13 protein-coding genes and 1 pseudogene are annotated in these 23,952 nt (G+C 44.5%); 4 read left to right on the top strand and 10 right to left on the bottom strand.

Annotation, left to right across the window (positions count from 1 at the left end; all coding sequences use genetic code 11):
- Nucleotides 1-73: 73 nt before the first annotated feature.
- A complete protein-coding gene (gene tnpA, locus BLU80_RS07335; protein WP_091395897.1) occupies nucleotides 74-364 on the top strand; it encodes an IS66 family insertion sequence element accessory protein TnpA in 291 nt (96 codons plus the stop codon).
- Here the strand turns inward: tnpA and tnpC are convergent.
- Both tnpC and tnpB (BLU80_RS07345) read right to left on the bottom strand, forming a co-directional pair.
- Nucleotides 348-1,964: an IS66 family transposase gene (gene tnpC / locus BLU80_RS07340; protein ID WP_091395900.1), complete on the bottom strand. Its 1,617-nt coding sequence runs from the start codon at nucleotides 1,962-1,964 to the stop codon at nucleotides 348-350. The genes tnpA and tnpC overlap by 17 nt on opposite strands.
- Nucleotides 1,965-2,003: 39 nt before the next feature.
- Nucleotides 2,004-2,345, bottom strand: a complete 342-nt coding sequence (gene tnpB / locus BLU80_RS07345) for an IS66 family insertion sequence element accessory protein TnpB (protein ID WP_091395903.1) — start codon at nucleotides 2,343-2,345, stop codon at nucleotides 2,004-2,006.
- An 87-nt stretch (nucleotides 2,346-2,432) separates the two neighbouring features.
- Here tnpB (BLU80_RS07345) and BLU80_RS20070 point away from each other — a divergent pair.
- Nucleotides 2,433-2,807: pseudogene (locus BLU80_RS20070) on the top strand (RloB domain-containing protein); the annotation flags it as partial.
- Nucleotides 2,808-3,021: 214 nt separating this feature from the next.
- Here the strand turns inward: BLU80_RS20070 and mfd are convergent.
- The 6 genes from mfd to BLU80_RS07385 form a co-directional block, all read right to left on the bottom strand.
- Nucleotides 3,022-6,420: a transcription-repair coupling factor gene (gene mfd / locus BLU80_RS07355; protein WP_091395906.1), complete on the bottom strand. Its 3,399-nt coding sequence runs from the start codon at nucleotides 6,418-6,420 to the stop codon at nucleotides 3,022-3,024.
- Nucleotides 6,421-6,588: 168 nt separating this feature from the next.
- The gene (locus BLU80_RS19710; protein WP_211481788.1) at nucleotides 6,589-8,070 is read right to left on the bottom strand and encodes a RagB/SusD family nutrient uptake outer membrane protein; all 1,482 of its coding nucleotides are present in this window, start codon (nucleotides 8,068-8,070) and stop codon (nucleotides 6,589-6,591) included.
- A gap of 20 nt (nucleotides 8,071-8,090) precedes the next feature.
- The gene (locus BLU80_RS07365) at nucleotides 8,091-11,024 is read right to left on the bottom strand and encodes a SusC/RagA family TonB-linked outer membrane protein (RefSeq protein ID WP_091395909.1); all 2,934 of its coding nucleotides are present in this window, start codon (nucleotides 11,022-11,024) and stop codon (nucleotides 8,091-8,093) included.
- 422 nt (nucleotides 11,025-11,446) lie between these two features.
- Nucleotides 11,447-15,577, bottom strand: coding sequence for a hybrid sensor histidine kinase/response regulator transcription factor (locus BLU80_RS07375; RefSeq protein WP_170831175.1), 4,131 nt, complete (start codon nucleotides 15,575-15,577; stop codon nucleotides 11,447-11,449).
- Between the two features lie 124 nt (nucleotides 15,578-15,701).
- Nucleotides 15,702-16,037 carry a cupin domain-containing protein gene (locus tag BLU80_RS07380; RefSeq protein WP_091395920.1) on the bottom strand — a complete coding sequence of 112 codons (336 nt, stop codon included), beginning with the start codon at nucleotides 16,035-16,037 and terminating at the stop codon, nucleotides 15,702-15,704.
- Nucleotides 16,038-16,368: 331 nt separating this feature from the next.
- A complete protein-coding gene (locus BLU80_RS07385; RefSeq protein WP_091395923.1) occupies nucleotides 16,369-17,895 on the bottom strand; it encodes an ATP-binding protein in 1,527 nt (508 codons plus the stop codon).
- A gap of 190 nt (nucleotides 17,896-18,085) precedes the next feature.
- On the opposite strand from BLU80_RS07385, the gene BLU80_RS07390 reads away from it, so the two are divergent.
- A complete protein-coding gene (locus BLU80_RS07390) occupies nucleotides 18,086-18,676 on the top strand; it encodes a hypothetical protein (RefSeq protein ID WP_139188105.1) in 591 nt (196 codons plus the stop codon).
- A gap of 120 nt (nucleotides 18,677-18,796) precedes the next feature.
- Here BLU80_RS07390 and tnpB (BLU80_RS20075) read toward each other — a convergent pair whose 3' ends face one another.
- Both tnpB (BLU80_RS20075) and BLU80_RS07400 read right to left on the bottom strand, forming a co-directional pair.
- Complete coding sequence (gene tnpB / locus BLU80_RS20075; protein WP_091395931.1) at nucleotides 18,797-18,994, bottom strand: IS66 family insertion sequence element accessory protein TnpB; 198 nt, start codon at nucleotides 18,992-18,994, stop codon at nucleotides 18,797-18,799.
- 194 nt (nucleotides 18,995-19,188) lie between these two features.
- A complete protein-coding gene (locus tag BLU80_RS07400) occupies nucleotides 19,189-19,818 on the bottom strand; it encodes a hypothetical protein (RefSeq protein ID WP_091395935.1) in 630 nt (209 codons plus the stop codon).
- 815 nt (nucleotides 19,819-20,633) lie between these two features.
- Here BLU80_RS07400 and BLU80_RS07405 point away from each other — a divergent pair.
- A complete protein-coding gene (locus BLU80_RS07405) occupies nucleotides 20,634-23,951 on the top strand; it encodes a SusC/RagA family TonB-linked outer membrane protein (RefSeq protein ID WP_091395938.1) in 3,318 nt (1,105 codons plus the stop codon).
- The last annotated feature ends 1 nt before the right edge of the window (nucleotide 23,952 follow it).

Raw genomic sequence — 23,952 nt, forward strand, 5'->3', positions numbered from 1 at the left:
GTAAGCGTTCGGCGAGAACCGTCATTGTCATTAAATACCCGGGATTTACTTTTGCCATCTAAAATTGATAATTATGACAAAGGTAAATCGGGAAGAAGTTATGGCGTTAATCAACAGCAAGCCTGATGGGCAGCGAGTCAAGAATTTCTGCGCAGAAAAGGGAATCACTGAAACGTTTTATTACTACTGGCGCAATAAATTAAACAAGAGTAAATCAGATAGTGTATCTGCCGGATTTATTCCCGTTCGTATTAAGGATATCTCTCAAAACGGGCACCTATTGGCGAGTATTGATTTACCGGGAAAAGCCGTGATCCATGTGTATGATGCGACAGTTATAGCTGCGCTCATGCATATTTTATAGCCGTGTGCTCCGGAGACTGTCTGATTGCAGATTTATCAGCTCTGCTCCAGTGATGCGGCAAAAGCTCTTTGATATTTTTCTGTTTATGTGTACTGATACGACTGATGACATCCTTTAGATATTCATAGGGATCTACGCTGTATTCCTTACAGCATGCCATTAGCGAATACATCAAAGCGATCCGTTCAGCGCCATGATGCGATCCGGCGAACAGGTAGTTCTTGCGACCTAAGGCTAAACTTCTTATGAGGGATTCGATTCCATTATTATCTATGGGGATAAATGTATAATGAGTATAGGTCAATAACTTATCCCAACGGCTCAATGCATAATGTATAGCTTTACCGATAGGTGAGTCCGGCAACACCTGCGAAGCATTGGCTATCAGCCATTGTTTCAGTTCTTTAAGGATAGGCAGAGCCCTGGTCTCCCGCACTTCCACAATTTGTTTATCATTTAACTGCTGTTCTTTGATCTCCCGCTCAATATGATAGACCTTCTGGATCTCTGTCATATAATGATTAGCCCTCACCGGGTCATATGGTAACGCTTTTTCGAAGTACCTTCTTGAATGGGCGTGACAATGCACCAGGGTAATATCTTCCCTGCCGCCTACACGCGCATCCTCATAACAGGTGTAACCATCTACCTGCAAAAATCCCCGATAATCCTCCAGCATCTCTATCGGCCCCGATTTATCCCGGCCTCGCCGGTAATCAAACAGTACCAGACGCTTCTGAGGGTGTCGGTAGACCCACATCCAGCCGCGGTGTGTTTTACCTTTTTTGTCGCTATCCAGTACCCGTATATGGCTCTCATCCGCCTGAAGGACTGGACCGGATAAAACTTCTGTTTTCAGTGCATCCATCAGTGGCGCAAGCATTACATGGATACTGTCCATCCAGCCGTTGACAGTTCCGGCAGCCAGTTCGACGCCCAGATAAGCAAAGCGCTTCAACTGCCTGTCTATGGGCATATGATACAGAAACTTGTCTACAGCAATAGCTGCCAGCAGGCCTGCTTCAGGAATACCTTTCTCAATGGGTCCCTGCACCGATTCTGCCTGTACAATATGACGTACACGTGTCTGTTCGTCTATCTGGATATACTTTGGATAAACATACCTGTTAACGGTCAGTTTGGAGGGTTGATAATCCAGCCGCTCTGTTACGTCCTGGCCGATTTGAACATAACCGGTCAGATCCATCTGTGGCTCTTGCGTAATGGTATTTCTTTCTAAATGAGCCGGGAATGGGTTGCGGCCAGGGCGGACATACATTTTCTTTACAGGTGCGGGCTTTTGCTTTTCACCAACAGTCGTCACCCCTTTTACTTCAATATTACCAATCTCCTCTAAGGCAAACAAAATAGGCACCTGGCCAGCAGCGTTGGCTAAAGGAATGAACCGTTCCGTTTTGGAACCATAGATCACCCTGTTCTGCTCGTCAATAATTCTTTTCTGTTCTTCTACCTTAAGCTTAAGACCTTTGTTCTCGTCCAGCAAAGCAGCATTCTCTGCCCGCAGCGTCTTTACTTCTGCGGTCAGCTCATCTACTCTTTTGATCAGCGCATGAACAATATTTATGAGGTCCTTACTCATATTGCAAATATATGTAATATAAATTATCTAATCAAAATATTATACCACATTTTTTATTGAAAAACGCTTCTTTTTTCTATAGCGTTCCAACACCACACCACTGATCATTAATTGCAACTCGTATGCTTCTATCTGTCCATTAGGCGGTACGGCAAATGTACCTTTTACGAGGCGTTTGTGGAAAATCTCAAAGCCATCCTCTGACCACCGAAGCAACTTACACTGATTTTTTCGTTTGTTGATAAATATAAAAATATCTCCCGACAATAAATTTCCCTCCATATGGGCATTCACAATGCCACCGAGCCGATCGAAGCTGTATCGCATATTGCAGGCGTCTTGATAAACGTAGTAGCGGCAAGTATTTGAATAAGAGATCATATTCCAATAATTAGCCGGCAAATCTAATCTAGCTACTCATAAAGGCAATGACGGTTCTAGCCGAACGCTTACCTTGATACTGATCCAGATAAGGACAATAGTCGATTAGAACAGATTGTAAATATTAAGGCTGAATGCAGTAAAAAGATAAATTGGTTTGTTGTTGAAAGTAATCCTTGTTTCGAAGTCTGGTTATTCTATCATCAAGAAAATGAACTTCCCAATACCCCGATACCAGAAACCTGTAATAGTTGGAAAACGCTGGTAAATCAACTTATTGCAGGAGGGTTCGACTCTAGAAGACATCCGATTTTCATTGAAGATGCAATTAATAATGCCCAATCAGCTCACAAAAACAACAATTATGTTCTAGAATCAGGGTATACAGAAGTATATCTTCTGGGACAAAGCATAATGACAATTTTGGCTGAAAAAATCAGGATAATCAAGCGTAAAATGTAGAGCATTTATTGATATTTGGAATACCTGTTTTCCGAATTTCTTGAAAATTGATGCAGCAAAAAACTTGGAGAGATGTTCATTTGATATCGTTTAAATTACACCCTCGCGGCAAAAATGGATTTTTAAGATTTCGCACCATTGCAATTAGTCAAGAATATAGAGATTCATTAATAAATAGGGATTGCCCGTAAAATTCTCCCCCAGTCCCCTCGATTTAGGATGCCTTTACTGCTGTCCACATCTGCTGTAAAAACTGCTGCATAACACCGACATTTTCCACTGTGTTATTGATTAGTAGAAAGTTGGTGCCAGCCTGCTTGAGCTTTGCTTTATTAGTGCCTGTCTGCAGATAATTCAATATATTTTTGAATAGTTCACTGTCAAAATAAGGTGAATCGTTTTTACCAATAAAATAACAGCGTAGCACCTTATCCTTTAAAGTCATCTTCTCAAAACCCAGACTGATGGCCAGTTTTCTGCTTCGGATTACCGCAAACAAATCATCTACCTGTCTTGGAATAGGCCCAAAACGGTCAATCAGTTCCTGGTAGAAAGTCTGTAGTTCCGCTTCATTGTCTGCGTTATTAAGTCTGGTATAAAGTGCCAGCCTTTCTGTGATACTTTCCACATAAGCGTCAGGAATTAAAATTTCCTGATCTGTATCCACTGTACAATCTGAGACGTAATCATCCTGCTGAGAGATCTCTTCTTTGAACAGGTCTTTAAAATCGCTTCTTTTGAGTTCTCTGATGGCTTCCTGCAAGACTTTCTGATACATTTCAAAGCCGATTTCTGCCATAAATCCACTTTGTTCACCTCCCAGCAGATTACCGGCGCCTCTGATATCCAGATCGCGCATCGCAATCTGAAAACCACTTCCCAGATCACTGTATTGTTCGAGGGTCTGGAGTCTTTTTCTGGAATCAGCGGGAAGCGTACTGAGCGGTGGCGCCATCAAATAACAAAATGCTTTTTTATTACTCCGCCCTACGCGGCCTCTTAACTGATGCAGATCGCTTAATCCAAAATGATGGGCATTATTGACGATAATGGTATTGACATTGGGTATGTCTACACCGCTTTCCACTATATTGGTACAGACCAGCACATCATATTTCCTTTCTACAAAATCCATGATTTTCTCTTCGAGTTCCTTGCCCTCCATCTGGCCATGGGCAAAGGAAACGCTTAAGTCCGGGCAAAGTGTCTGTATGAGTGCTGACATTTCTTTAACCCCTTGGATGCGGTTAAAGATAAAAAAGACCTGACCGCCCCTTTCAACCTCAAAATAAATGGCTTCTCTGATAAAGTCCTGATTAAAAGTCACGACTTCCGTCTGGATAGGCTGCCGGTTGGGTGGGGCTGTATTAATGATACTCAGATCCCGGGCTCCCATCATACTGAACTGTAGGGTTCTTGGGATGGGGGTCGCCGTGAGGGTTAAAGAATCTACATTGGTTCTGAGTGTTTTTAGTTTCTCTTTATGACCCACCCCGAATTTTTGTTCCTCATCGATGACCATCAGGCCGAGGTCCTTGAACTTAACAGATTTGCCGAGCAGAGCATGCGTACCTACAATAATATCAACTTTACCTTCTGAGAGTTTCTGGAGGGTTTCTTTTTTCTCCTTAGCAGATTTAAAGCGGTTGATATAATCCACCGTGACCGGAAAATCTGCCAGCCTTTCAGAAAAGGTTTTAAAATGCTGGTAAGCTAAGATGGTCGTAGGTACCAGTATGGCCGCCTGTTTGCCGTCGATGACCGCCTTAAAGGCGGCTCTGACGGCAATTTCTGTTTTTCCAAAGCCGACATCCCCGCAAATAAGTCTATCCATTGGGGCAGCGCTCTCCATATCTTTTTTAACGTCTGCTGTTGCCTTACTTTGGTCCGGGGTATCCTCATAAATAAAACTGGCCTCCAGCTCGGTCTGCATATAATTATCCGGGGAGAAGGCAAAGCCGCTCTGTGCCTTTCTCTGTGCATATAATTTAATCAGGTCAAAGGCGATCTCTTTGACCTTGGTCTTGGTTTTTTCTTTCAGCTTATTCCAGGAATCGCTGCCCAGCTTATTGGCCTTGGGCTGCGTACCTTCCTTACCGGTATACTTAGAGATTTTATGCAGGGAGTTGATGTTGACATACAGAATGTCGTTATCCTTATAAATAATTCTGACCGCCTCCTGAATGGTGCCGCCTACCTCCAGTTTTTGCAGGCCGCTGTAGCGGCCGACACCGTGATCTATATGCGTTACGTAGTCTCCGGGCTGTAAATCCCTAAGGGTTTTTAAGGTTAGCGCCTTATTTTTATTAAAGGCCTGTTTTATATGGTATTTATGGTACCGCTGAAATATCTGATGATCCGTATAACAGACGACTTTTAAGTCGTCATCGATAAAACCTTCATGGATACTGGTTGCAACAGGGGTGAACTGAATCTCCGTCTGCAAATCAGCAAATATGCTGTGCAGCCTTTCCAGCTGTCTGGGCTGCTCAGAGAATAAGTAAATCTGGTATTTATTTTTTTCAAAGGTCTTCAGATCCTGGATCAGCAGGTTAAAATTGCGGTTAAAGGCAGGTTGCTGCCTAGTCAGAAATTCCAGGGATTCTGTAGTAAAATGACTCTGATAGCCAAATTCGATAATTGATTGTTGGATAAACTGCTCCTGTATGTTTGTTGCCCCCTGAAAATCTTCCTCCCTGATCTCTTTGAGTATTTTAGTCTCATCCGGATCATCCTGAATCTCCTGCTGTAGTCCGTCCTTTAATTTTTGCTGGAACTCTTCCATGTCCCGGTACTGCTTTGTTATCTGCTCAGAGATAACGTCCCAGTCTTTAATCCAGTAAATAGTGTTGTCCGGCAGAAACTCCAGTAAGGAGACTTTTTCTTCCTGCTCAAACTGCGTCTCTACATTCGGTATAATGGAGATCTGTAACAATTTACGTTCGCTGAGCTGGGTTTCGGGATCAAAAAGCCGGATACTGTCCACCTCGTCGCCAAACAGCTCCACCCGGTAAGGCTTGTCGTTGCCAAAGGAGTAGATATCCAGGATACCGCCTCTTAAGGCAAACTGCCCTGGTTCATAAACGAAGTCTGTCCGTACAAATCCATAATCCACAAATAATCCCATCAGAGAATCCAGCTTTATGGTGTCATTGGCCTTGATATGGATAATATTACCACTTAAGGTCTTAGGCAGGACGACTTTCTCAAATAAGGCCTCAGGGTAGGTGACCAGCGCTCCGGTCCGCTCCCCTGTCGGGGCGGAAAAACGGGTCAGCGCTTCCGTTCTGAGCATCACATGAGAGGCGTTCAGCAGCCGGAAGTTCTTTCTGGTTTTAAAAGAAGAGGGAAAATAATAAATATTCAGCGCACTGGTTAACCCGGATAGTGTATTATGAAAATACGCCGCCTCCTCACTGTCATTAAGGACGAACACATGGTTTAATGCGGCCAGATCCTTATGGTTAAATAAAGTGGCTGCCACAAATTCTGAGGCGGAGCCCTGCAGGTTTTTCAGAAAGATTTTTTGAGGGCCGGCCATAGCATACCTGTCCACTAAAGGTTTTAAGTGGGATGCATCCAGGTATTGACCCAGTAAGGTTTGTAAGTTCATAATGCTTCCGCAAAGTTACGAACAGGTAGCTTACCAGCCAATAGAGGTTTGCCGGTTGTAAGGGTAAACCACAAAAAGCCCGCAACCAAATGAATGGTTACGGGCAGGTGGTTGTTTGAAGTCTGACTCTAAATAGTTGACTTATACCTATTTGGGTGAATGGAGCCCTTACATAATTGCAGGCAGCGGAGCCCAGTAGAAACTATGGGTCTCATCATTAGGCTGTCCTACTATAGTTTCCTCTGCGGAGGAGCGGTCCTTATTGGCCTGGGCCACCGTTTCCGTACGGATCAGGTCAAACCATCTGGCTGCCGGTTCCGGGCCCGCAAATTCCCAGCCTCTTTCCGCGATAACGGAGTCTCTGAAGGCTGTTTGAGAGAGGCCTGTCTGAAGGTCCTCCAGGCCGGCTCTTTTACGAACCTGATTGATGGCGTCATAGGCGCTCTGGTCTACACCGGAAGACATGGCTTTGGCCTCTGCGTAGGTCAGTAATACTTCCGGATAACGGATAATATACATGGTGGCACTGCTTTCCCAGTTAGACATTGCGTGGGTCAAAGGATCTACCAGCAGGCCGGTCTCCCTGTATTTCCAAAAATAAGGGTGTGCTTTTAACAGCTTGGTATAATCCACGGCTTTACTATGGTCATTATTCTGATAGTATACTGTCTGATAGGTAGCGTCTTTTCTGGGACCAGCGGGGAATTTATTATAAAAAGAAATTTCTCCGAATAGTTCATCCCAGCCGCCTTCTTCTCCGGCTGCCGTGTTCATGGGGCCCATCTGGTTTTGGTTGGCCCAGCTGAACACATAATTATAAAATGCGCCAAAGACGATTTCTTTATTGACGTGATGCAGTCCGTCCCAAAGGTAAGAGCAGCTGTCCAGCAGGCCATAACCGTATTTAGAAGCGTTGTCAATGACCTCACCCGCTTTTTCAGCAGCCAGCGCATATTTATCGGTCTGTTTAAGGGGCCAGCCGGCCATGGTCAGATATACATTTGCCAGCAGCGCTTTTGCAGAGCCCGTAGTTGGCAGGGTCTGATAACCGCTCACAACGGATTCGCCTGTCCAGGCGTCAGGCAGCATGCTTTCTGCGTTTTTCAGATCAGACACAATCTGTGTATAGATCTCGTCAGGAGTGGACAAAGAAGTGGTATCGGTGGTGACACCCAAGGGCATCGGAACAGAACCCCAGGTTCTGGTCAGGAAAAAATAATCCATGGCCCTGAAAAAATAAGCCGCACCGGCTGCATTATTACGCTCGGTTTCAGTTGCCTGAGTGGCATCCTGATACTTTAAAATCAGCTGATTGGAGGATTTGATCACCTGATAGAAATAATCCCACCAGATAATCATCTTGGCATTGGAAGAATTGGGCTGATAGGTGTCAAAATCGGAGATATCGAATTTATTACCCCCTCTCCAGGTGGTGATGTCATCCGATCCGAAGGTGCAGGCCAGCCCGCCTGTTTGGTTCCAGGCCAGGTTATTCAGGACGATAATGCCTCGGACAGCCGCGTCAAGGTCGCTGGCTGATTGGTAGAAATTGGAAGGCGTGATGCTGCTTTTGGGATCCTCCTTCAAAAAATCCTTACTGCAGGAGCTCATGGTGAGCAGCGCCATGCCTATGATAACAAGATATTTCATGCTTTAAAATTTTGCTTTAGTTAGAAAGTGATGTTTAAGCGAAGGGTATAGGTTTTAGCGGAGGGGTAGGTGTTCAGGTCGATTCCCGCCTGTGTGTCACCACCGCTACCGGCTGCTACCTCAGGATCCAGCCCTTTGTATTTTGTAATCGTAAACAGGTTCTGAGCGCTTAAAGTCAGAGAAGCTGCGCTGATATTTTTGATCTTAGGCAGCCTGTAGGTAAGCCCTAAGTTTTTAAGACGGGTATAGCTGCCATCTTGTAAGAAGTGGCTGGAATATAATCCGTTATTATTGGTCTTGCTGCCAACGGTCGGGAACTCGGCTCCCGTATTGGTGGAGGTCCAGTAATTAGCCGCGGTTTTCAGGGTGGGGTAGCTGGAGGCACTGGTGCTGGAGCTGATAATGGCGTAGTTTTCATTATAGATATCATTGCCATAAGACCCCTGGATATAAATGTTTAAAGTAAAGTCTTTATAGGTGATGTCATTGCCAAACCCTAACTGATATTTTGGCGTGGCAGAGCCCATCACCATACGGTCATCCAGACCGCCACTTACATTATTGCCATTTGCATCTACAAAACGGTTGTCGCCTGCGCTGTAACCTAAAGCAGCGTCTGCCTGCTGGTAAATACCTGCCCATTTGGTCAGATAGAAGGATCCCATAGGTTTACCCACCTGCAGGGCCTGCACCTGAGCGCCCAGGATACCGCCAGTACTGCCTAACAACAATAAACTGTCCTCTCCCAGATCTACTACCATATTTTTGTTGTAAGACAGGTTCAGATAAGTGGACCAGTTAAAATTATCGGTGGTCACAGGGGTCGCATTAATACCTAATTCAAAACCTTTGTTATTGACTTTACCGACGTTCTGGTACAGGCTGCCACCTCCGTTATAATTGGCAATCGTTGTGGCCAGTAGCAGATCCGTCGTGTTTTTGTTATAGTAATCCGCTGTAATAGATAAGCGATCATTAAAGAATCCGACGTCCAGACCCGCGTCTGCCTGCTTGGTGGTTTCCCATTTAAGGTTAGGCGTAGCCGGATTGCCCACGTAGTAAGCAATATAGGCAGCGCTGGAACCATAAGCGTACTGATCCTGGCTCAGCAGACCCAGGGTGGTATAGGGAGAAATGCGGTCGTTACCGGTAATACCCCAGCCGCCTCTGAGTTTCAGATGAGAGAATGCTTTCCAGTTTTTAGCAAATGATTCGTTTAAGACATTCCAGCCAAGACCAATGGAGGGAAAACTACCCCATTTGTTGTTCTGGAATTTAGAAGAGCCGTCTCTTCTGAAGGTTCCGGTCACCATGTAACGGTTGTCATAGTTATAGATGACCCTGCCAACGTAAGACAGCTGAGACCAGTTGGAATAGGTCGAAGTGATGCTTTGCGTACTGTTGAGTGCCAGATTGTTATATCCGTCCACCATGCTGCTGAGTCCGGCACCGGTAGCGGTAAAACCGCTTCCTTTGCTGGAAGAACTTTCCATGACAGCGGTAGCTGTTAAATCATGGAGTCCATAAGCTTTATGGAAGGTCAGTACATTACTGTTCTGGATGGCATAGTTCTCACTATAGCTTTGAGAAGAGCTGGGATTACCCTGGCTGATCCAGTCATTTTTCAGCGTGGCTGTCTTGCTGGTAAGGGCGTCCAGACCGATATTGGTGGTAAAGCTCAACCAGTCAGTGAACTTGTAGGTGGCATTACCCGTGATCACGGCCTGATTGGCAAAATTGTCGACATTGGCTTCTTTTAAGGTCATGTATTCCTGAGAGGCTACCGTAATAATACGGGATCCTTTACGGTTATACTGGGTCTGGTCGGCATCAGTATAGATCGGTTCTGTCAAAGGCCATAAGAAGGCATTGTAAGACAGGGCCGCATCCGGGTTATGCCGGTTGACGCGTTTAATCCCCATATTTAAGTTAAAGCTGAGCTTTTTAGTCAGATTACCACCGATATTGGCTCTTAACCCATAGGTTTTCATGTCGTTATTGATAATCACACCGGGTTGGTCCTGATACTGACCGGAAATATAATAATGGATATTTTCTGAACCACCGGTAATGGACAGGTTATGATTCTGGATAACGGCATCATCAAAAATCAGACTCTGCATATCCGTACTGGTCGTTAAGGTATCGGTATTGAATAAGCCCGGAGAGATCAGATTGGCAATGTTGCCAAAAGTCTTCACATCCATTAAATCGTATTTCTTAATGGGTTTATTCATGCTTAAAAAACCATCATACGTGATTTTTGCAGCACCTTTTGCTCCTTTTTTAGTGGTGATGATCACGACACCATTGGCACCTCTGGAACCATAAATAGCGGTAGCAGATGCGTCTTTTAAGATATCCATGGTAGCGATATCGTCCGGGTTGATGCTGTTTAAGTCATTGGATGCCAGTGCAATACCATCAACAACGTACAAAGGGTCATTGGTGGTGTTAATAGAGTTGGCACCGCGGATTCTGATCTTGGGGGTAGATCCCGGTGAACCGGAAGTGCTGTTGACAGCCACCCCGGTGGCACGACCCTGAAGGGCAGTGGACGCATTTAAAACCGGCTGATCCTGGAAGGCTTTACTGGAAACAGTGGCGATAGCCCCTGTTAAATCTTTTTTCTTCTGGGTACCATACCCCACTACCACAACTTCTGAAAGATCAGAAGCGGTAGATTCCAGCTGCACGTCGATCGTTGTCTGGGTACCTACAACGACTTCTTTATCCTGGTAGCCAACGTAAGAAAACGCTAAGGTGGCTCCGGATGGAACATCAATCGAATACTTACCCTCTGCATCTGTGAGGGTACTTGCTTTGCCATCTTTCTGATGGACGGAAACCCCTTGCAGGGGTGTATTGCTCCCGGTAACCGTACCGGTAATGTGTTGCTGCGCTGCCGCCAGCAATACATTAAAGCAAAACAACAGGACTAATAATGGTTTCATAATAGAAATGTGTTCTAATTAAAAAATGGGCTAAATTGATTTTTATTAACAACAGAAACTGCCTGCAATTTAACAGCTTAAGCAGGCCGTGTAAGGGGGGTAAATCACTTAATAAGGGGGGTATATTCACGAATTTGAAGTGATAATTCATTGATTATCATAAAAACCTACTCATTCACAATAAGTTATTATGTATGACTTTATTTTGCTTGAAAATATTTTTTTAAACAAACTTGTTAATAAGGAACTGATAAAATCTTGGCGGGATTGTATAAAATTAAAGCAGCTTTATAAATGTTTAAACATTTATAAAGCTGCTTTATGGAGCGTTCAACATTATTTTATAGTCATCTTTTTCTTAAAGTCAGCATATCAGGCACCTTTTGCTGTCGCCAGTAGCTCTGAAAATTAAGTCCCAGGAGTTAAGAGAGGGGATCCGTTTTGGATGCACCCGGGTCTTCCATTTTTATGACGCTCAACTCCCGGTTAAAGAAGATGCGGTATCTTTTTTTATACTCAGAGGGGTTCATCCCATAGAGCTTATGGAACTGGGCCCTGAAATATTTAAGGTCGGCAAGGCCGATCTCAAACGCTACTTCATTGATATTTAGCTCTGTACTGAGTAACAGTACAGCGGCCCGTCTAAGTCTGATAGAGCGGATAAAGGCGTTCACGGACTGCCCGGAGATGGCCTTGATACGGGTGTAGAGGCTGGAATGGCTCATCCCCATCTTTTTAGCCATGGTTTTGACATTAAAGCCTTCCTCATCCAGATTGTTTTCCACTACCTGGATGCATTCATTTAAAAAGTCCTGATAACCGGCCGGTACTTTCACGGGGTTGGTTTTCAGGGTAATGGTATCCAGGTAGTATTGCTGCAGGTTATTTCTGCTTGTAAGCAGATTAGTGACTCTTGCCACTAACAGCTCCTTATCAAAGGGTTTGATAATGTAGTCATCCGCCCCGCTCTGGATACCTTTGAGTTTAATCTCCTGACTCATCACGGCAGTCAGCAGGATAACCGGGATATGCCGGATGGCGGGATCTTCCTTGATTTTCTGGCAGAGCTCAATACCGGTGAGCCCTTCCATATTAATATCACTGATGATGATATCCGGCGTGTAGCTATGGGCCATCTGTAGGCCAAGGATGCCATCACCTGCTTCATATACCTGCATTTGCGGTAAAAAGATACCTTTTATATAACGTCTGATCTCTTCATTGTCTTCCACGATCAGCAGGGTACGCTTGTCGGAGATCAGCTCTTCGGCTTTTAAATGAGTGCCGATGGCAGCGTGCGCTGCCTGCAGCTGCTGCGAGCTTTGTTCCGCTTCCTGTCCGGTATTGAGTTCACGCAGTAGCTGAGAGGGCCTGGCCTCCGGCCTTTGTTCCTGTCCCGTGGCCCTAAGGGCATGGAAGCTGGATTGACCTGCTTTTAGCCGGATGGTAAAGGTCGTGCCGGCCCCTGGTTTGCTCTGATAATAGATCTGCCCGCCATGCTGTTCAATAAATTTACGCGTTAAAAATAGACCAATCCCAAATCCCGTAAACTCTTGTTTACCAGCAGGTTTTACCTGGTAGAAATTATCAAAAAGCTGATCGCCCACCTCAGGACCGATCCCCTGGCCGCTGTCCCTGACATGGATATACAGATATTTAGCATCTTCTTCCATTAGTACGGTAACCTCACCGCCGGCAGGCGTATACTTAATGGCATTGGAGATGATATTAAATAAGGAGATCTCCAGTTTTTCCTTGTCGGCCTCTATTAAGCAGTGGCTGGCGCTGGTGCTGAACTGGTAGTTCAGGGTCTTGGATTTGGCCTGATGAATAAAAAACTGATAGACTTCTTCGGTTAAAAGGTTCATATCCAGTCTTGTGAGCATCAGCTGGTCCTGCTCACTTTCTGTTTTTCTAAACAGCAGCAACTGGTCTACCAGTGCCAGCAGTCTTCTGGCATTGCGGTAGGCAATTTGTAATTCCGGGGCGGCCTGGTCGGTGACAGGATGATCCAAGACCTCTTTTAACGGGTTGATGATAAGCGTTAATGGTGTCCTGAGCTCATGCGATATCTGGGTGAAAAAAGTAAGCCGCTTTTCATGAATCTCTTTTTCCTTTTCTTTTTCCAGATGGGCCAGTTTGACTTTATATTCCGCTAAACGCTGTCTGGCCCTGAACCGGTTAAAGATAATAATACCCGTTACCACAAGGGCTATATATAATAACCAGGCCCACCAGCTTTCATACCAGGGGGGCAGGATCGTCAGCCGGATCTGCTGGTCCGGACCGCCCCAGAGCTCATCTCTGTTGCTGGCCTTGACGTGGAAGATATACTGGCCCGCCGGCAAGCGGGCATAATTAGCCGTTCTGGCATTGCCGACGTAATTCCATTTTTTATCAATTCCTTCCAGATAGTAGGCATATTGAATTTTTTCAGGGGAGCTGAATTCCGGGCTGACAAAATTAATGGATAGGGTAGCCGTACCATAAGGCAGGGTAAGAGCGGTCACGGCGCCATCCCTGGTCCCTGATACAAAATCATTGTCTCCGTTAAGTGCTATATTGTTGATCTTCAGGGAAGTGATATAGACTTCCTTGGTGTTTAAATCGGGGTTGGTGCTGTTGACATCTGTAGGCAGAAATACATTAAAACCGCGGATACCGCCAAAAAGCATTTCACCGGAAGGCAGTTTGAGGGCCGCGTTATAGCTGAACTGATTGCTCTGGAGTCCGTCTGCCTGCGTATAATTTTTTATTTTATGGGTGATGACGGAAAACCGGCAAAGGCCATGATAGGAACTCAGCCAGATATTCTTATCCTCATCTTCCATAATGGAGAGGATGGAATTACTGGGTAATCCCTGTTTTTCCGTGTAGCGCTGAATCTGTCCCTTGCTTTCATTAAAGAGCAGCAGGCCGCCGCCTTCCGTTCCGATCCAGAAATTCCCTTCTGAATCCTGAAAAATGGATCTGACCGGATAATCAATTTTAAAACGCGTATTTGTTTTATGTCGCCGGTCTATTTTTATCAGGTGACTGAAATCTCCCACCCAAAGGTTGCCTTGCCGGTCTTCCCCAAAACTGATGATATTGGTCAGGCGATGATCGAAGAGTTCAAACTGGCGTGTGGCAGCGTTATACCGGTAGAGCGAGCCGTCATTACAGGTAGAGGCCCAGATGACACCTGTTTTATCCCGGTATAGCTTCCAGACAAAACGGTCTTCTTTCTGGGTCACGGTATTAAAACAGCGAAGCCGGTCAAAGTATCCTCTTGCTTTGTCCACCACCAGGATGCCTTCGCCCCAGGTGCTGGCTAAGACCTGCTGCCCGTCGCCTGTAAGCAGGCTGGTAATGGCGAGCCCTTTATTCAGGCTGTCTTTTTGCTGAGGCCTGGAATATTGCTTAAAGACGCCGGTAGTCCTGTCCCAGTAGTTCAGCCCTCCTCCGTCGGTTCCGATCCAGATGCCGTTATTTTCAGCGGCCAGAAAGCAAAGCACAAAATCGTTGGATAGGGCGCCCGGCTTATAACTGATATGTTTAAAAGTCCTGAATAAGGTCTGTTTCTGGTCAAAAATATTGATACCCCCTCTGATGGTACCAATCCAATCCCTGTTCTCCTTATCAAAATAAATGGAACAGATGGCATTACTGGACAGCGACAGTTTGGGATCACCCGGGTTAAAAATAAAAGGCTTTTTAGTGCTGAGCGGCATGAGAAATAATCCGCCGCCATCGGTGGCGATCCAGAGTTGGTTTTGGTGATCGATATTCAGAAAAAGCACTTTATTGCCGGACAGCACTGCTGAAAGACTGCCGGTGGCCGGTTGATACTGATAGAGACCGGCGTCGGTGCCTATCCATAAATTGCCTTCCCGGTCTGCTTTTAAGTAATTACCGCTTTTTAAAAAGTCGTTTTGCAGCCTGAGCGTCCCTTTGGCCGGGTCATACAGGCAGATGCCGATATCTCTGACCAGCACCCAGATTCTTCCCTTAGGGTCTGCTTCTATGGAGATGGCGTTATAGGAGGTGACTAGTCCGGTTTTCGTAGTCAGCGCAACGGGACGCGCCAACTTTTCCGGCTGATTATACAGCAGTAGCCCTTCTTTTTCCGCTGCCAGCAGCATCTTTTGCTGACCCAGGACATATAGAGATTTAACCGCACTCTGAATGGTGCTTACCTCTTTTTGACCGGGCAGCTGATATTTAACCTGCATAAAAGTCGAGTGCAGCGGATTATAGATTGAGGCGCCCACCCGGGTGCCTATCCACAGTCTGTTGCTCTTGTCTTCCGTAATAGCATAGATCCTGCTATCACTAAGGGAGTTGCTGTCCAGGGGCGCTTTTTTAAAGATGGTAAAATGACTGCCGTCATATTGATTGAGTCCCTCAAAGGTCCCAAACCACATGAAGCCTTTATGATCCTGATAGATGCAGGTGACATCATTACTGGAGAGCCCGTTTTCAATACCGATATAAGTAATACCGGGATAGGCCGCATAGCCGGACCCGATGCAGGCAAAAAGCAGACAAAAAAATAAAGCTGCCTTTGTCAATAACTTATTATATATCTCGCTTGGATTCAATGGGGGTGCTGCTAAAGAGTTAACTGAACCTGTTTTCAGGGTAGGTAATGAAGAGGTGGGGGTCGGACAGGGGCTGTTTTTTGGAGAATGAAGGCTATAAAAAATCCTTTCGCTCCGGGGTAAAGACATCCAGTAACCGGCCGGCCTCCAGACAGATACATCCGTGCATTACATTGGATGGCATAAAGCAGGCTTCGCCCTCCCGGATGATTTTCTTTTCGTCTGCTATGGTAAATTCAAAACTGCCTTTTAATACGTAAGTAGCCTGGGTGTGGAGATGCTGGTGCATGGCTCCCACGGCGCCCTGGGCAAAATCCATCGTCAGCATCATCAGGGTGTCATCGCGGCCCAGCAGGGTGCGGGTCGTCTGGTCATCCACTGGCTGACTTGAATGGGGGAGTAGGTAGAAATTAGGGTTATCGGTAGACATGTGTTTCAATTAATATTAAAGGAATGTACGTATTTAGTGTGACATGACAAAAATAGGCTAAGTCTTATTTTGGGGTGCCAGCCGGGCCAGGAAAATTGCCAAAACCAACTTCACTAAATAAATTGCCAATACCAGTCAAGTAGTGATTTACGATAAATATTATTGCATACAGCTAAAAGAACAGATAAGTATGTCCGGCAGGTCACCTGGATTGCTTCAAAGCCTCTTTAAGGAACGTAGCCGGTAGCAATATTCCGAGCGTCCCGATAATTACTCTCAAAATTCTCTGTTTACCAATAAAGCTCCGGCACCCGCACGGACTCTCGCATCTCTAACACTGCTCTACCATGTAGGTACTTACCTCCCGTTTTTCAGATGAGAATGTGATGCCTACCGCAAGTTTCTTCCTGTTATCTGCTGCATAGGGCTGCAGATACCCCTTGTCTTTGATCTGCTGCAGGGCTTCTTCCGCCGTTCCGTCCAGTTTTAACTCCAATGCATAAATAAACCGTTCCGTCTTGACGAGTACATCAGATCTGCCTTTTGCGCTATGTACTTCCGTATAAACGTCCACGCCCGTCAATTTAAATGTTAAGTATATAATTACATTGAAAATGGACTCCGTGCCGGCATTCCAATGATCATAAGGAATAGTGGCTATCAGACTGTTTAGCTGAGTAATCAGCCCAGGCACATCGCCATTTCTGAGCGCTTCTTTTACATCACTGATTACAGGCATTGAACCGGTCGGGTAAATTTCCCGGTAAGTGCTTAAGAGGCCATTAAGAAAACTTTCTTTTACCTCCTCATTGGGGTACCCCAGCTCAATAACCTTACGATCAGCCGATGTCTTTTTAATGGTTAAATAACCCGTCTGAAATAATAACGGCCCAGGATCGGCATTGCTTATGTCAAAGGTGGCCAGATCCGAGCGCCCTATCCGCATCCCATCCACATCAAATAGCTTACTTTTCTTTAATAACTTAAATAAAAAAGTCGGTGTTCCTGTTGCATACCAATAATTGTCAAAAATTGGATCATCCATGAAATTAAGAACAGAAAATGGATTATATACCCAGGTTTTCATATTCCAGGTATACCCGTTGTACCACTGCTTTATCTGAGGTAGAATATCCGGGTTCTCTTTTTTTAATTCAATAATTTCCGGGGCAAAATTATCTTCCAGTTCTTGTTGGGTAATGCCAACAATTCCGCCATAATGCGTGTTCAGGGTGATATTATTCAGGTTATTCAGATCAGAAAAAATGCTCACCTGACTAAATTGACTCACGCCGGTAATTAATAGTAGACGAATGTAGTCATCACTTGGTTTTAGGATGGAATAAAAGCTTTTCAAAATCGAGCGGTGGATATCGACCACTTCCGGTTCATCCAAGAAATCAATGATGGGCTTATCGTATTCGTCTATGAGGATGACAACCTGGCCTTTTGCCGAAGCTTTCTCAATTAATTCTCTAAAACAATCTTTAATATTATCCCCTGTAACCTCAATACCAAGATTTGTTGCGTTAATGGCAATGGCCCGATTAATTGCCTCGGTGAGCCCAACCTCTTTATAGGGCAACTTGGCAAAATCAAAATGAATCACCGGATTGGTTTGCGTCCAGTCCCATTTATCATGGATCCAAAGGCCTTCAAATAGTTCTTTGCTGCCAGTGAAAAGTTCTTCTATGGTATCCACAAGCAGGCTCTTGCCAAAACGCCTCGGACGACTGAGAAAATAATATTGTCCCGTTTCAACCAGTTGGTGGATAATCTTAGTTTTATCAATATAAACATAACCGCCCTGCCGGATCTTCCGGAAACTCTGTATGCCAATAGGGTATTTTCTTAACATACAGCGAAGATACGAATAATCCCTGGCTGTCACCTCAAAAATAGATTTAGCCTAAATCACTTAACTGCTGAATTTTTCATATCTTCCTTATAGAAAAGTTATTAATATGAAGCAACTAACTGACGTAATGCCCATTGAATTACAGGAGGTTTTTCAAAGCGCATGCTATGATGATCTGGCAGTCTGCGCCATGAAATTTCCAGGTAGTGACATCTATTTTGATTTTTTAATAACACTGGAAGATGGAGAACAAACTGAAACCCAAGTCTGGCAATTACAAGTAAAAAATTGCCCGGATTGTAAAATTGATATGGACAATATTGGAGGCGATTTTTACTTTTATTCTGATCACTATTTAATATCCGCCGTACTAGGCCCCAACATTGAGCTTTATTTTAAAAAGCCTGCCGCAAATCCAGAAGCACTTGTAGCTGATATATATAAAATTCATAAATATGTTTTGGAGGATCATATAGTTTTAGAAAAATATATCAATGGCGATAATCTACTGAACATCTGTACATCAGCGTTTGGCTTATTTGCAAAAGGACCAAAGACGATCTTGAAATATTATTTTGAATGTCTGGAAAAAGCAAATATGAGCCCTTATTATTATGATAACAACTTCCAAAAGGACCAGGATGCTGAAAAAAAAGGTCCTGAAGCCATTGATTTTAAGTTGGCAGTGTTAGGAGGAATATATTTCGTTGGAGAGAAATTTACTTTCATACGACTGGATAAAAAAGAACCCAAAAGGCGCTGGCGTTGGTTGTGGTTCTGAAGCTATTTTATTCAATAAAAACAATAACTGAGGAGCTGAAATGTATTGAGACGAGATAGACCGAAAATCGATATCTTTTACATTGCTTCACACTTTTAAGCAGGGTGCCTTGTGGATCAATTATAGCTGATCATCAGAAATGACGGCTTCAGGCTCTTTCAGGAAAGCCGGGATTTCCAAGCGGCCTTTCCCGAGTCGCTCATGAAAAATTAAATAACCCTCAATATCCCCGATCAGCAGCTTAACCTGGCCCCGACGTTTATTGAAAAAAATGAATAAATCTCCCGGTACCGGACTCGGCAGAAGTCCCCCTCGCATCGTATTGGATAAGCTTATTTATGGTGAGTGTAAGACTTACCTGTAGAAAAACTCTTTAATACCCTGACCGGATGGAAAGCCACTACTTCAAAACGTATAAATACACGATTCCTTTGCTGATGAACGCTGTTCAATAACTTAATAATTTATGACAAAAGTCTTGAACCCAAATTAAATAGCAAGGGCGCTTTTGCTCATGTATTTACAAAAGATGCATCTACATCCGATAATAATAGCCAGCCAATAAACTTATTGTCACAAACGGCCGCTATCCATGTCTTATCTTTTATGTAATTGTGCTTGTTGTAAAGCCCTACAGTCCATCTTTGTTCTATTTTAGTTCCTTTGTTGAAAGGAATTTTTTTAATCTTTGATTCACTGCAAGGATATTCATACACCCTCATCACAACCTTTTTGTTGGCTTTATAAAAAATAGGGTAATTTAAATAAAAATGAGAAACATTTTGTTGAGGTTTGTCATTAATAATTTTAAATCGATTTGCGTTTCTCTCCAAACTGTACGGTATAAATCCATGCTCCGATGTTCTTATTATATCAACAGTTTTATCCCTAAAATCCATTTTGAATTTATTATAATTGGATGCGTCAGCATAGGCTAATCCAAACACATTTTGATCGACTTTTGATATTATTCCGCATCCGACATTACCATGAGGATATTCAGGTGTATAAAATTCAAAATACTTAAGTGTGTCGTTAATGGTAAAGACGCTTAGGATTGTGTCTTGTAATTTATAAACTTGAGCATTCACATAATTAGTCGCAAATGCCAAACCTAAAAGCAGAAAAGATATTTTTTTCATTTATTTAATCTTAAAATATTTTGACCCTATCGGTTTATTGTAGGAATTCCTTTTGCAGTGTGTACCGCACCGTTGAGTCATTCATTGTTCTGTTGATAATATTTTCCAGCCACCAGGCTCAATAATTTATCCCAATCATAAATTCCGCCATTGACGAATATGTAGTTATATGATTTAGATTCGGCTTTATTTTATCGCCAATTCGTTTATAATTTTTTTTAATGGTACTGCTAAAGGTTTACCTAAGTATGTGGTAATAAAGAAGCTGGCGACAGTTGATTTGTTCCATTTATTGCCGGATTCGTCATAATGATAATTAGGATACTTTATCCCTTCTCGTAATACGTTCAGGTAAATTTAAATATTTGTGGACAAGCTATGAAATATTTTTATTGGCGACAGCGGCTATATTTTGATTACCGTCTTATGTATCATCCATGGCGTTTAAACGATGAGGGTCATAGAGCTGTTCCTGTCGGGTTTTAGAAGAAGCCTTTCTGCTTTAAGCCGGTAACCGGACCCGGACTACCTATTTAAAAATACAAGACAGGGATTTAAAAGAAGGCTGCCGTAAGGTAGGGTACTATTAACGGCGTGTTTGATTTAATCCCGCTTCTTAACAGCGTTTTTTTTGGCAAAAAAGTAAAACGATTTCATAAAAATGTCTGAAAATCAGGAGCTGCAAACGATGCCGGCATCGTTTGCGCATATTTTGAATAGGCATTGCTTTGAGGATTCATTTAGTATTGATTAACTTGTTGTTAAATATAACTTAATGTGTTGTATTGATTAACCCACTATTTAACCTATTTCCAATGAAACAAAATCTGTTGTTATGGCTATTACTAATGGTGACTTCTGTGACCTGGGCGCAAAGCCAGGTCATCAAGGGGCATGTTAGTAACGAGAGCGGGGCGCCACTCTCTGGAGCCTCCGTAAAATTACAGGGCACCAATATCGGGACCCTGACGAACAGCTCCGGCGATTTTTCGCTGGAAGCTTCCGCTGCAACGCTGAAAAATGCAGTATTGATCTTTAATTATGCCGGCTATGTGGAAAAGACGCAGCCGCTGGGTAGTAACACGACCGTGAATATTACCCTCGTGCCCAGTGAGAATAATTTAAATGACATCGTGGTGATCGGCTACGGTACGGTCAAAAGAAAAGATCTGACAGGATCGGTGGCCTCTGTTTCCGGTAAAGATATCGCAGCAGTGCCGGTGGCAAACGCCGCCCAAGCCCTGCAGGGTAAACTGCCAGGTGTCAGCGTGACTTCTCAGGACGGCCGGCCGGGTGCCAGCGTTTCCATCCGGGTCAGAGGCGGCGGGTCCATCTCTCAGAGTAATGAACCCCTGTATATCGTGGACGGTTTTCCGGTAAGTTCCATCGCTGACATCCCCGGTGATCAGATTCAGAGCGTAGATGTGCTGAAAGATGCGGCCTCCACCGCTATTTACGGCTCCAGAGGAGCCAACGGCGTGGTCATCGTGACGACCAAAAGCGGGCAGGCAGGCAAGGTTAAAATCGATTATGACGGATATATCCAGTTCAACCGGCCGATTAAATATTTAGGTACCTTGGGCGCTTATGATTATATCGCCTACAACTGGGCCTATGCCAGCGCCATCTCTTCCGCCTATGCCAAAGCCTGGGAGAGTCTCTGGGCCATCGGCGACTCCGCATCCGTGTATGGTAACAGTGCAGGTATTGATCATTATAAGTCAGTAGCGGCCACTAATTTTTCCAAGAAAACCTATGGCAATTCTTTTTCCCATAACCACAACCTGAGTATCAGTGGCGGAACGGCCAGCACTAAGTACATATTATCCGGCAGTTATCTGGATAATGACGGTATGAAAGTCAACTCCTGGTATAAAAGAGCCAACGCTTCCTTTAAATTAAATCAAAAGGTTTCCAATCGTTTGAACCTTTCCTTTAATTCCAGATTTACCAGTGATCAGACGGCCGGCAATGAGTCTACGACGAGTGGAAAAGGATCTATTCTTTCTTCCGCCTATCAGTTCAGACCCATCGCTACGGGGGATGTCCTGGGTACTTTAAATGATCAGATCAATACCCAGCTGGGATTATATGATCAGGTATTACAGGATGCTTATAATCCCTACAATATGATGAAGGATTATCTGCCGGTTTCCTATTCCAGGACTTTATTTTCCAATGCTTCTATAACCTGGAATGTAACCAAAGATCTGACGGCCCGTTCTGAGCTGGGATATAATTTATATTGGAATAAAGACAAGACCTGGTCCGGTGCCATCTATAATAATTATATAGATGCAGCCGGTGACCAGACTTACGCAGGGAACGCTGCCATTGCGACCAGTGAAGGCTGGGGGTTGCGCTGGGTAAACACCTTAAGCTACCAGGTACCCTTCCCTGAAAAGCACAACATGAATATCGTGGTTGGCCAGGAGCTCAACAACAGCGGTTCTGAAGGGACCAGCATGTATGGGTATAAATATCCGGCCGGCTTCAGTGCGGATCGTGCCTTTGCACAGATGGATCAGTATTATCACGATCCGAACGGAACGGTCAATTACGGCTTTAGCTCTTCCACCGGTACGCCCAACAGGCTGACCTCTTATTTTGGCCGTGTCAATTATTCTTATCTGGAAAGATACCTGATTACCGGAACCTTCAGAGCGGACCAGTCCTCCAGGTTTGCACCTACGCATAGGTCCGGCTATTTTCCGGCAGGTGCCGTTGCCTGGCGCATTGACCGGGAAGATTTCATGAAAAATGTAAACTGGGTGAATAATTTAAAGCTGCGTCTTTCATATGGTGCGGTGGGTAATGACGGCATCAGTGCCAACCTGTGGAAGACGCAGTGGTCTTCAGACGGCCTGACCAAGTACTCCATCGATGAACAGCAGCTGAGTGCTTATTCTCCGGCCTCTACCATTGCCAACCCGAACTTAAAATGGGAGACAACGATTACAAAGAACCTTGGTCTTGATTTTACCTTATTTGATAACCGTTTATCCGGTACCGTGGATGTCTATAAAAACAAGACCAAGAACCTGCTTTTGCTGACTTCTATTTCTGCTATCAGCGGGTTTACCTCTACGTATGATAATGTGGGGAGCACCAGTAACCGGGGTATTGAAGTCTCATTGAGCGGTGACATCTTCAGAGAAAAAGAATTTTCTTTAAGTGCCAGCATCAACGTGAATATCAATAAAAGCAGGGTAGATGCACTGGCGCCCAATGTAAACGGATTATATACCACCGCCTGGGGTTCCGGCAATGTGATGCAGCCTACCTATGATTATATCCTGGAAGTAGGCAAGCCGGTGGGACAGGTCAGAGGCTTTACCTACGAGGGCTGGTACACGGTGGATGACTTTACCTATCAGAATGGCATCTACACCTTAAAATCAGGTATTGCTGATATCGCTACCGGTATTATCGGCGACGTGCATGGCACGGACGCCAATAAACCCAGCGGTCAGGTCGCCTATCCCGGGGTAATTAAATTTAAGGATGTTAATGGCGACGGTATTGTTGACGGCAATGATGTGGGTATTATCGGACACATGACTCCTAAACATACCGGCGGCTTCTCTTTGAACTCCACCTATAAAGGATTTGACCTGGCGCTTAATTTTAACTGGAGTTATGGCAATGATGTCTATAACGCCAATTATCTGGCGGGTACTTACGGGGCAAAAGAGGACGGTCTGTACAGGAACCGTTACAGCTCTTTATCTTCTGCCTATAAAATCTATGACATCCAAAACGGACAGTTACAGTTTGTAACGGATCCGTCCGCTTTGCAGGCTTTAAATGCCAATGCGACCATGTTTTTACCCTATCATGAGACGCCGGTCGTTTCTTCCTTTGGTATTGAGGACGGCTCTTATCTGAGACTCAACACTGTGACGCTGGGCTACAGCCTTCCTGAGAAACTGGTGGGCCGTATGGGCATCAGCAGGCTCCGCTTATATGCTGCCGTCTACAATGCGCTGACCATAACCGGTTATTCCGGTCTGGATCCGGAGGTGAATACCAATACCAGTCAGGGCGGTGCGCAGTATCCTACTGTGGGGCTGGATTTTGGTTCTTATCCCAGAGCCAGGTCCTATACGTTTGGGCTGAATGTTCAATTTTAAT

This window comes from Arachidicoccus rhizosphaerae (genome assembly GCF_900107765.1).
GTDB lineage: Bacteria > Bacteroidota > Bacteroidia > Chitinophagales > Chitinophagaceae > Arachidicoccus > Arachidicoccus rhizosphaerae.